The sequence below is a fragment of the Massilia oculi genome (assembly GCF_017582745.1).
In the GTDB taxonomy this organism is placed as follows: domain Bacteria; phylum Pseudomonadota; class Gammaproteobacteria; order Burkholderiales; family Burkholderiaceae_D; genus Telluria; species Telluria oculi_A.
This window is the reverse complement of sequence record NZ_JAFVIM010000011.1, coordinates 77,378-88,020: the sequence shown is the minus strand read 5'-3', so window position 1 is coordinate 88,020 and position 10,643 is coordinate 77,378. Positions and strand designations below refer to the sequence as shown.

The following is a 10,643-nucleotide window of genomic DNA, read 5'->3' as shown; positions in this document are numbered from 1 at the left end:
ATGCTCAAGGATAGGCGGCCAGCACGGCCAGGGCCAGGCACAGCGCCACGACGATCAGGCTGACCTTGTCCTTGCTGACGTACAGCACCGGGTCTTCGTTGACTTCGCCGCGGTAGGCCAGCACCCACAGGCGGCCCAGCCAGAACACCAGCAGCGGCAGGATGCCGGCCAGCCAGCCGGGGCTGGCGTACAGGTCGAGCACGTTGCCCGAATTAAAGTAGAGCATGAAGATCAGCACCGACACGAAGGCGGCGTTGATGCCCATGATGCCGATCGGTCCCTTGTCGGCCGTGGTGTAGCCGCGCCCGCGCGTCTTTTCCTTGCCCTCGCGGTGCAGGTTGAACAGTTCGCTGTGGCGCTTGAGCAGGGCCAGGCTGAGGAAGATGAAGAACGAGAACGCCAGCAGCCAGAACGAGGGTGCGATCGCGGTGGTGGCGCTGCCGCCCAGGATGCGCAGGCTGTACAGGATGGCGAGCGTGACGATGTCGACCATCAGCAGGCGCTTGAGGTAGACCGAATAAGTCACCGTGCTGATGAAGTACAAGGTCACCACCACCAGCAGCAACGCGCTGTAGCTGGCGGACAGCGCCAGCGCGGCCAGCGCCAGCAGGGGGCTCATGCCGAGCGCCAGCGGCAGCGGCAGCGCGCCGGAGGCGATCGGACGGCGGTGCTTGGTCGGATGCACGCGGTCGTCCTGGGCGTCGAGCGCGTCGTTGAGCAGGTAGGCGCTGGAGGCGCACAGCGAGAACGCCAGGAAGGCCACCAGCGAGGCCTCGAAGGTCCACAGGTCGAGTTCATGCCCGGCCAGCATCGGCACGAACACCAGCAGGTTCTTGAGCCACTGGCGCGGGCGCATCGCCTTGAGCAGGGCCATGGCCGCGCCGCCGCGCACGCTGCCCGAATGCACGGTGCTGCGGCCGTCTGCCAGGCGGAACGGCTTGCAGTGCACCGAATACGGATCGGCGCAGTCGAGCCACACCGCCAGGTCGGCGCGCGAGTTGCCGATATAGTCGTAGCCCTTGCTGCCATACAGCTCGGCCAGGCGGCGCGCCTTGTTGTGCGAGGTCAGGTTGACGCCGTCGCCGGTGGCCAGCACCAGGTCGAACAGGCCCAGGTGGGCCGCGATGCGCTCGGCGAAGATGCGCTGCGAGCCGGTGGCCAGCACCACGGTGCGCCCGCGCGCGCGCTCGGCGCGTATCAGTTCCAGCACCTTCTGGTCATAGGGCAGGGCGGCCGGGTCGAGCTCGACCTCGCGCGCCAGCTGTTCCTTGAAGCCGGCCTTGCCGCGCAGGAGCCACAGCGGCAGCAGCCAGGCGCGCAGGATGTTCTGCTTGAGGAACAGCACGATCGCTTCCCACAGCAGGTCGGAATGGATCAGGGTGCCGTCGAGGTCGACCACCAGGGGGCGGGAGGAGAGATCGGTAGCGTTCATGGTTTGGCGAACAGGTTCGTCATCAGTTCGGCAGCGTTGTCGGCCCAGGTGCGGCCGGCGATGCCGTCGGGGCGCGGCGCCTGGCCGGCGGCGTTCAGGCGCAGCCAGTCCTGCACGGCGGCGCTAAGCGCCGCGCCGTCGGCGCCGCTGAAGTAGTGGGCATGTTCGCCGGCCACCTCGCGGAACACAGGCAGGTCGCGCGCCAGCAGCGGCACGCCATGGCGCGCCGCCTCGATCAGCGGCAGGCCGAAGCCTTCGCCCTCGCTGGCGAACAGCAGGCAGGTGCTGGCCGCGTACACGCGGTCCAGGTATTCGTCGCTGATGCCCTGCAGCCAGTGCAGGCGGCGGCCCAGCTCGGGGTGAGCGCGCAGGCGCGCCACCAGTTGCGGGATGGTGCGGCGCGCGCCGTCGGGCAAGCCCTTCCAGCCTTCGGCGCCGACGATCACCAGGCGCAGGTCCAGGCCCTGGGCCCACAGGCGCTCGAAGGCGTCGAGGGCTTGCAGGTGGCCCTTGCGCGGCTCGATGGTGCCGACCATCACGAAGGTGGAGGCGGCCTGCAGGTCGGCCAGCAGCGCCTCGGCGCCGTCCGGCAGACCGGTGGTCGGTTGCGAGGCGCTGATGTCGGCGCCGTGGTGCAGCACCAGGTAGTCGCCCGGCGCGGCCTGGGGCGCATTGGCCGCCAGCCAGTCGCGGGTCTCGTCGGCCACGGCGGCGCTGATGCATACCAGGCCGTCGGCCGCGGCGCCGATGGCGCGCAGCCAGTCGCCGAACTCGCGCTCGGCGCCGGGCGGGAAGAACTCGGGACGCAGCACCGGCAGGATGTCGTGCACCATGAAGTGCACGCGCACGCCGGCCGCGCGCCAGCGCGCATACAGGCCGTGGCGCGCCGCTTCGATCACCGCGCGCGGGAACACGTCGGGGCTGTAGAACACGTCGCCGGCGGCAACCGTCACCTCATCGTCGTGCACGCCGTCGCCGACGGTGCCCATCAGATCATGCAGGTAGCGTCGCGCGTAGCGGTAGTGCCAGGCGCCGCCCTCGTCGCTCAGGTACACCGGCAGCACCTGCACATGGCGGCCCTGGGCGCGCAGCAGCTCGAGCAGCTGGGCGCGCACCACGCGCTGGATGCCGGTGCGCAGGTCTTCGCGCACCATGGCCGAGACGTCCACCAGCAGCTGCGGGGCCATGTCTTCGGCGGCCAGCCTGGCGTGATGGCGCCCGCCAACCACGGCTTCCATCAGTTGCCCGGCGCTCTGGCGCCAGGTCAGCCACGGCATGCCGGACGACGGCGGCGCGTTGCCGGCCGCATGCAACGCCAGCCAGGCCTCGATGGCGGCGGCCAGGTCTTCCGGCTTGCCGCCCTCGAAGTAATATGCGTGTTCGCCGGCCACTTCGCGGAATACGGGGATGCCGCGCGCGATGATCGGCAAGCCCTTCTGGGCGGCCTCGATCAGCGGCAGGCCGAAGCCTTCGCCTTCGGACGCCGCCAGCAGCGCCGAGCTGTGCTCGTAGAGCTGCACCAGCATCTCGTCCGAGACGCCATTGAACCAGAACAGGCGCCGTTCGCGCTCCGGGTGCGCCTGCAGGCGCTCGGCCAGGGCGTCGACCAGCCAGCCGTTCTTGCCGACGATGACGAGGTTGACCTCGATCCCGCGCGCCCACAGCAGCTCGCAGGCCGCCAGCGCCTGGGCCTGGCCCTTGCGCGGCTCGAGCGTGCCCACCATCAGGATGGTCGGCGCGCGGCGCAGCGCTTCCATGGCCTGGGCCGCGTTGTCGGGCAGGCCGCGGCTCGGCGCGCTGGCGTCGATGTCGGCGCCCAGGTGGAAGTGCGACAGCTTGAGCGGAGAAAGGCGCCGGTTCGGACGCTGGGCCAGCCACTCGGCCAGCTCGTCGGCCACCGCGCGCGAAATGGTCACGATGCCGTCCGACACCAGCGAGATGGTGTCGATGAAGTCGCCGTAGTATTTTTCGGCGCCGAAGGGGAAGCAGTCCGGCCGCAGCAGCGGCAGCAGGTCGTACACGGTGAACCAGACGGCCACGCCGCGACGGCGCAGCGCCAGCAACTGCGGCTGGTTCTGGGTGGTCATATTGGTGGCCAGGTCCAGGCCCAGGAACACGTCGCCGGGACGCGCCTCGATCGGCGCGTCCTCGAGCGCCAGCGGCGGCGTGCCGAGCATGGACGCGGTGAAGGCGCGCGCATAGCGGTAGCTGCGGTTGCCGCCTTCGCTGTACACCGGCTCGATGCGGTAGCCAGGCGGCGGTTCCTGCACCAGGGCCAGCACGATGCTGCGCACCACGCGCTGGATGCCGGTCTTGTGGTCGGCCTGGACCAGCGCCGAGATGTCGACCAGCAGCTGGCGCGGCGCCGTCGGCAGGGCGTTGGCGGCGATCATGGAGGCAAGCTCGACCAGCGCGGCCTCGCCCGGCGGGCGCGGCGTGCCGGGCGCGCTGAGCGCGGCGATCAGCTGTTGCCGGCGCGCGGGGGCGCTCTCTTGCGCGAAGGCTTCGATCGCCTCCACGTACAGCGCGCCGACGGCGTTCGGTGCGTGATGGCGCGCGATGTGGGCGCGGCCGGCCTGGGCCAGCGCGGTGCGCCGCGCCGCCGTGGCGTGCAGGTCGGCCAGCGCCGCCGTCAGCTCGGCATCCTCGAACAGGTCGGGCAGCATGCACAAGGCGTCCGGCGGCAGGTCGGCCGCGCCGCCGTGGGCGTTGACGATGGACGGCAGGCCGTGCATCAGGCAGTCGAGCACCGAGGCCGAGGTCTCGCCGCGGGTCTGGGTGCGCAGCTGCACCGCGCAATCGCTGGCCGCCAGCCAGTCCTGGTAGGCGGCGGCGCTGACGAAGCCGGTGATGTCGATGCGCGCGCCCGCGCCGCGTTCGGCGATCGCGCGCAGCAGCTCGATGCCGTAGGGGCCGGGATCGTTGGCGCCGACGAACACCAGGCGGCAGCGCGGATCGGCCGCCAGCGGCGACGCCAGGTACGCATCCAACAGGCGCTGATTGAGCTTGGTCGAGCCGAGCATGCCAAAGCTGCTGACGACGTAGTCGTCCGCGCCCAGGCCCAGGCGGGCGCGCGCTGCGGCGCGGGCGGCGGCCGGGTCGGCGTCGTGCGCGACCTGGCCGCGCAGCAGCGGGATGGTGCGCCAGCCGTCGGCGGCGCCCGGCCCGTACCACTGCTCGGCCAGGCGGCGCGAAAAGTCGCCGTGGACGATGATGCCGGCGGCGCGGTCCAGCACCTCTTTATTGCACGGGAATTGCCAGATCGACGGATTGCGGCCGTGTTCGCGGTGGTAATGCAGTCCGCTGTGGCCGTGGGAGGCGTACAGCGCCTGCAGGAAAGCCTCGGGCACGTCGCCGTCGCGTTCCATATTGTCGAGCACACCGCTCAGGAAGAAGTCGTGCAGCACCACGGCGCCCGGATGGCGGCGCAGCAGCGCGAACATGTGCTTGTGCGCGTTCGAGTTGCCGAAGTGGTAGAGCACGCGGTCGTAGCCGGCGCCATGGCGCATGAAGTGATCGACGTCGCGCTGCGGGAAGCGCGCCAGCGCGGCGTCCGGCGTGACGCCCGGCGTGAGCACCAGTTCGACCGCATAGCGTTTCTCGAGTTCGAGGACCAGTTCGGCGCTGTAGTCGGCGATGCCCGAATGCTCGGGCGGCAGCGGCGAGACCAGCGCCAGGCTGGGTTTCGCTGTTGGTGCGGCGGCAGGTGCGGACTTCAGCGCCGCCTTTTCCAGCGCATGCCAGATGGCCTGCACGTCGTCGACCGCCAGCACCGGCGCCGGCGTCAGCACGGCGTCCAGCGTCAGCGCCGCATCGGGGTCAAGGGCCAGCACCAGCGCGGCGCCGCGCAGCAGGTCTTGCTGCGCGCGCGGGGCGGCCAGCACGCCCGCCAGGTCGGCCGCGCCCAGCACCTGCGGCACGCCCGTCGTCCAGTAGGCGGCCCAGGCCGGGTCGGCATCCGGCTGCCACATGGACAGCACCAGGTCGGGAGAAAGCGAGGCCAGGAAACCGGCGCGCAGCGCGTGCGCGCCGTGGCGGCGCCAGGCGTCGTCGCCGTTCGGCTGGGCGTAGACGTGGAAGCGCCCCTCGGGCAGCAGGCCGTCGAAGGCGTGGCGCAGCACGTCGACGTCGGTCGGATAACGGCCGCTCACGGCCACGTGGATGTCCCACTTCTGCGACTGCGCGCGTGCGTCGAGCAGGGCCAGGGCCAGGCTGCGCAGCATGGCCGTATCCTGGGCGGGCCCGGCCTGCGGGGCATGGAAGTCGATGATCAGGCGCATGGTCATTCTTTGTTCGGTTCGTAGGCGCGGCGCAGCTGCTCGAGGGCGTCGCGCGCCGATTGCGGCAATTCACGCTGCGCGTGCGGCACGGCCGGGCCATGGGCGGCGTGCTCCTGGGTGGCCTGCTTGGCGGCGGTGAGCAGCCGCGACAGCAGCGCCTGCAGGCGCGGCGAGCGCATCACCAGCGGCAGCACCGTGCGGCGCAGCGCTTCGCGCGAGGTCAGCCAGCGGAGCAGACGGCGGGCGGCGCCGCGCGCCTTGCGCTTGGCAAGTCCGACCGGGCCGTCCGGGCCGCGACGCGCGATGAAGCGCATCGGCGCGGTGATGCGCCACGAGGTGCTGGAGAGGGTGGCCAGCAGGCGCTGTTCCAGGTCCTTGCCCCAGGCCGCAGTCTCGTGCAGCTGGGCGGTGAGGGTCTGGGCCTGCAGTTCGACCTGCTGCAGCTGGGCTTCGCTGGCGCGCAGTTCCTGGCGCACCGTGGCCAGTTCCTGGCGCAGGCGTTCGCTGCGCTGCGCCAGTTCGGCCGCCGTGCGGGCGTCGAATTCGGCGCGCTCCTGGTAATCGAGCACCTGGCGTTCGAGTTCGGCAGCGCGCACCCAGCCCTGGTCGGACTGCGCGCGCAGCGCGTCGATCTGTTTCCAGGCGCTGTCCAGGTGGTGGGTGATGTAGTCGTCGAACACGTTCGGCTGGATGTCCAGCAAGGCCAGCAGCTCGGGGCGTTCGGCGGCCACGTAGTAGCGGTTCAGGCCATCGAACCAGGCATAGTCATAGCCCTGGCTGGTGACCAGGTGTTCCCAGGTCTCGTGGTTGGTGGCGCGGCTGTTGGGCAGGGTGGCCTCGATCACCAGCACCCACGGGCGCCAGCGCTTGAAATCCATCCCGCGCAGCACTTCGCCCTCGAAGCCTTCGACGTCGATCTTCAGGAAGTGGATGTCGCCCTGCACGTGCTCGGCGCAGATCGCGGCCAGGGTGCGCACCGGCACCTTGAGTTCGGCCACCACATGGCCTTCGCTGCGGTGCAGCTCGGCCACGGATTCGTCGGGCGAAGCCCAGCCGCGCACCGCCGGCACGTCGTACAGGGTCAGTTCACCGTCAGTGGCGCCGGCCGCGATCGCCAGGTTGACGTCGCGCGGGCGCTGCTCTTCGAAGGCCTGGTGGAAGGAAGGCAGCGGCTCGATGCTGATGCCGCGCCAGCCGGCGTCGTAGAAAGCCTTGGTGACCGAGTGTTCGACCGGGTCGTTGGCGCCGACGTCGATGTAGAAGCCGTCCTTGACGTGGCCCAGCGCGCGCCACAGGAGCACGTCCTCGCTGTTCTGGGAATAGGAAACGAAAGTCATGTGCGTTGGATGTCGATGGCCGGATCGAGCCAGGCCGAGCCTTCGAAATGGGGCCGGCGCATGTTCATCACGGTGAACACCAGCGCCAGGTCGCGCCATTCGTAGTTGTTGACCAGGTGGGTCTCGGTGCTGACGATCGCGGTCGCGACCGAATAGGTGCCGGGGCCCAGGTTCATCGGGAAGGCGAAGCGGTAGATCACGTCCTCGCCGGCGCCGACGTCGGACAGCGGCAGTTCCTTGAGGTGGGTATTGGTGCCGTACATCGGCTGGCCGAGGCGGTCCTTGATCATATAGCCGAGCACCATGCGCGGGATCGGCGCATGGGCGCGCACCCTGACCTCGAGCGTGACCGGGCTGCCGACGTCGACCACCTCGACCCGCGCGCCGCTCTCGTCGAGCAGGGCGATGTCGGCCACGGTGGCTTCGCCAGTGCCGGACACGGTCTGCACCTTGCCGCCGGCCGCTTCCTGCAGGCGCACGGTCTCGTTCTCGCGCTCGGCGATCATGGCGTTGTAGTAATCCATGATTTCCTCGGGCTTGCCCTCGCGCGCCAGGCGCCCGCCGTCGAGCAGGATGGCGCGGTCGCATACCGACTGGATCGCCTGCTTGTCGTGCGAGACCAGCAGCAAGGTGGTGCCCTCCTTGCGGAACTGGCGGATGCGATCGAAGCTCTTGTGCTGGAAATAGGCGTCGCCCACCGACAGCGCTTCGTCGACGATCAGGATGTCGGGCCGGCGCGCGGTGGCGACCGAGAACGCGACGCGCATCTGCATCCCGCTCGAATACACGCGCACCGGCTGGTCCATGTAGTCGCCGATGTCGGCGAAGGCTTCGATCTGCGGCATCAGCGCGGTGATCTCGTCGGCCGTCATGCCCAGCAGCTGGCCCGCCATATAGGCGTTCTGGCGGCCGGTGAAGTCGGGATGGAAGCCCATGCCCAGTTCGAGCAGGGCGGCCACGCTGCCTTGCATGGCGACGCCGCCGGTGGTCGGTTGCGTGGTGCCGGTGATCAGCTTGAGCAGGGTGCTTTTTCCCGCGCCGTTGATGCCGATCAGGCCGACGGCTTCGCCGGGCGCGACCTGGAAGCTGACGTCGCGCAGCACCCACTTGAGCGTGTGGCGCGGACCGCGCAGCGGCAGCATCCATTCCGCCAGCCGCGACAGGCGCGTCGGATAGGTTTTATAGGCCTTGCCCAGGCCTGAAACGGTAATCGTGCCCATCAGAGTTCATCCACCATTTCGCCGGCGCGCTTGCGGAACAGGCGCATGCCGAACACGCACAGCAGCAGGGCCAGCAGCGCCACCGGCCAGATCGCGGCCCAGTCGGGCGCCGCGCCGTGCACCAGCACCGCCTGGTAGGCGCCGATCAGCGGCGCCATCGGATTCCACGCCATCAGCTCGCGCACCTCGGGCGGAAGGATGGTGGCCGGATAGACGATCGGGGTCAGCCAGAACCAGAACTGCATCGCGATCGTCACGAACTGGCCGACGTCGCGGAAGAAGACATTGAGCACGCCGGCGATCATGGCCAGGCCGATCGCCAGCAGCACCTGCACCAGCAGCACCGGCAGCAGGGAGAAGAACATCAGGCCAGGAAAGTTGCCGGTGGCAATCAGGAACACCAGGAACAAGCCGAAGATGATACCGAAATTGACCAGCGCGTTGAGGACCACGATCAAGGGCAGGCAAATGCGCGGGAAGCTGATCTTCTTGATCAGGTTGGCTTGCTCGATAAACATGTTCTGGCCGCGCGCGACGATCTCGGCGAACAGGCCCCAGGTCAGGATGCCCGCGCACAGGTAGATCGAGTAGGCGAAACCGGAGTCGGCGCCGGGCAGCTTGGTGCGCATGACTTCGGAGAAGATCACGGTGTACACCAGGATCATGGCGAGCGGACTGAGCACCGACCAGACGGCGCCCAGGATCGCATTCGCGTATTTCGACTGGAATTCGCGTTTCACGCTGCCCAGCACGAAACCGCGGTAGGCCCACAGGCCACGCAGCATCAGGGGCGAGATCATCGTGCGGTCGCGTCGGAGGGCGCCAGGAAGTGTGGCGGGAGGGTTGTCGTCATAGTAATGCTGGGTCGTTAACAGCGGAATTATACTCCACGGTCCAGCACACAAATTGTTCAATTGTAACGACCTGTCAGTGAATACTGACGTCTGGGGACAGGCGTGAGGCAGGCCGAAACGGTGAAGCCGTTGCCTCTGAGTTGTTCATTTGTTAGCGCCAAACCGTCGTTCCCGCGTAGGCGGGAACCTAATTCTTTTGCGTCGCCAATACCGTCAAGTGCAGCGTCAGCGCCAGCAATCTTGGGTTCCCGCCTGCGCGGGAACGACGTGCATGGGGTGGTGGTGAGTGCGTACTAGTGTGTGTGCGAGCACTTGCGCATGCTGATGCATGCGCCCATTCAACGCCTCGTCAGCCGCCCTGCGCCAGCCTCTGCAGCGCATTCGGATCCAGGATCACCAGCCGATGCGCTTCCTTCTGCACCACGCCTTGCTGCACCAGCGTCAGCAGCGCCCGGGTGACGGTCTCGCGGCTGGTATTGATCATATTGGCGATGTCCTGGTGGGTCGGCAGGTTCTCGACCACCCGCTTGCCGTCCTTGTCCACGATCTGCGGCATCAGGGCGATATACGTAAAGATGCGGCGCGACGTGTTGTTGATGCTGAGCAGGGCGCGGAATTCCGAGTCGCGCTGGATCTTCTGCGCCAGGTGGCCCAGCATCTTGCGCGCCACCGACGGCGAGTGCGAGAACAGGTGCAGGGCGGTGGAGGCCGGCAGGAAGGCGACCAGCACCTCGGTGGTGGCCACCACCGACGCCGAGCGGGTCGAGCCGTTGATCAGGGCGATCTCGCCGAAGAAGTCGCCGGCCGCCAGCATGCGCAGGCCGACCGCGCGCCCGTCTTCGGTGACGTCGATCACCTGCAGCTGGCCCGACAGCAGGAACAACAGCGCATCGGCATTGCCGCCCTTGTGCAGCACCACCGAACGCTTCGGGAAGTGGCGGTAGCGCAGCTCGGTCTTGACGCGCGCGATGTCCTCGTCGTCCAGGTCGGCGAGCAAGGGGATCTTGCGCAGGTGGACCTGGATCTGGCGTTCCTGCAGCTGCGGCGCCGCGCCCGGTGCGGCTTCGGCATTCTGGGAAAGCTTGGTGGTGGAAGTCATCTGGGGGTTTAGTCTCGTACAAATCCGGGAGGCATGGCCGACGGCGTCGCCGCCGTTCCGACAGTATTTTCTGCCGGGCCTGACCCGGTCAAGCCTGCCTGGCCGGCGAGCGCCACCGCCAGTACGGCGCAGGCGATGCCGGCGGTATTGGCGGCCATGTCACGCCAGCAAAAGCGGCGGTCTGGAACCAGGGTCTGCAGGCATTCGATCAGCCAGCCCCCGACCAGCAGTCCGGCCAGCCAGCACGCCGTCTCGACCAAGCCGTCGGCGATGCGCAGGGCCAGCACGGTCAGCACGGCGAAAGCGGCGAAATGCAGGAATTTATCGTTGGGCAACGGCGGCAGCCAGCGGTTCGGCACCAGGCAGCCAATGCACACGGCGGCCGCGGCGCAGACAAACAAGATCGCTTCCAGCCCCATGC

7 protein-coding genes are annotated in these 10,643 nt (G+C 68.7%); all 7 read right to left on the bottom strand.

Features of this window, described 5'->3' with window-relative positions:
- Positions 1–4 precede the first annotated feature (4 nt).
- The 7 genes from J3U95_RS14385 to J3U95_RS14355 all read right to left on the bottom strand — a co-directional run bounded on the left by J3U95_RS14385 (position 5) and on the right by J3U95_RS14355 (position 10,641).
- Entirely contained in the window at positions 5–1,432 is a 1,428-nt protein-coding gene (locus J3U95_RS14385; protein WP_208279247.1) for a UbiA family prenyltransferase, read from the bottom strand.
- Entirely contained in the window at positions 1,429–5,712 is a 4,284-nt protein-coding gene (locus J3U95_RS14380; protein ID WP_208279246.1) for a glycosyltransferase, read from the bottom strand. Before J3U95_RS14380 ends, J3U95_RS14385 begins: the two co-directional genes overlap by 4 nt.
- Positions 5,713–5,714: 2 nt before the next feature.
- Entirely contained in the window at positions 5,715–7,049 is a 1,335-nt protein-coding gene (locus tag J3U95_RS14375) for an FkbM family methyltransferase (RefSeq protein WP_208279245.1), read from the bottom strand.
- Complete coding sequence (locus tag J3U95_RS14370) at positions 7,046–8,269, bottom strand: ABC transporter ATP-binding protein (protein ID WP_208279244.1); 1,224 nt, start codon at positions 8,267–8,269, stop codon at positions 7,046–7,048. Before J3U95_RS14370 ends, J3U95_RS14375 begins: the two co-directional genes overlap by 4 nt.
- Positions 8,269–9,069 carry an ABC transporter permease gene (locus J3U95_RS14365; protein WP_307728384.1) on the bottom strand — a complete coding sequence of 267 codons (801 nt, stop codon included), beginning with the start codon at positions 9,067–9,069 and terminating at the stop codon, positions 8,269–8,271. The genes J3U95_RS14370 and J3U95_RS14365 overlap by 1 nt, the downstream gene beginning before the upstream one ends.
- Before the next feature lie 403 nt (positions 9,070–9,472).
- Positions 9,473–10,222 carry a Crp/Fnr family transcriptional regulator gene (locus J3U95_RS14360; protein WP_229519842.1) on the bottom strand — a complete coding sequence of 250 codons (750 nt, stop codon included), beginning with the start codon at positions 10,220–10,222 and terminating at the stop codon, positions 9,473–9,475.
- An 8-nt stretch (positions 10,223–10,230) separates the two neighbouring features.
- Positions 10,231–10,641 (bottom strand): VanZ family protein, encoded by a 411-nt coding sequence (locus J3U95_RS14355; RefSeq protein WP_208279243.1) that lies wholly within the window; start codon positions 10,639–10,641, stop codon positions 10,231–10,233.
- Positions 10,642–10,643 lie beyond the last annotated feature (2 nt).

Coding starts and splice junctions, on each gene's coding strand:
- J3U95_RS14385 (WP_208279247.1), bottom strand. CDS start 1,432: ATGAACGCTACCGATCTCTCCTCCCGCCCCCTGGTGGTCGACCTCGAC.
- J3U95_RS14380 (WP_208279246.1), bottom strand. CDS start 5,712: ATGCGCCTGATCATCGACTTCCATGCCCCGCAGGCCGGGCCCGCCCAG.
- J3U95_RS14375 (WP_208279245.1), bottom strand. CDS start 7,049: ATGACTTTCGTTTCCTATTCCCAGAACAGCGAGGACGTGCTCCTGTGG.
- J3U95_RS14370 (WP_208279244.1), bottom strand. CDS start 8,269: ATGGGCACGATTACCGTTTCAGGCCTGGGCAAGGCCTATAAAACCTAT.
- J3U95_RS14365 (WP_307728384.1), bottom strand. CDS start 9,069: ATGATCTCGCCCCTGATGCTGCGTGGCCTGTGGGCCTACCGCGGTTTC.
- J3U95_RS14360 (WP_229519842.1), bottom strand. CDS start 10,222: ATGACTTCCACCACCAAGCTTTCCCAGAATGCCGAAGCCGCACCGGGC.
- J3U95_RS14355 (WP_208279243.1), bottom strand. CDS start 10,641: ATGGGGCTGGAAGCGATCTTGTTTGTCTGCGCCGCGGCCGCCGTGTGC.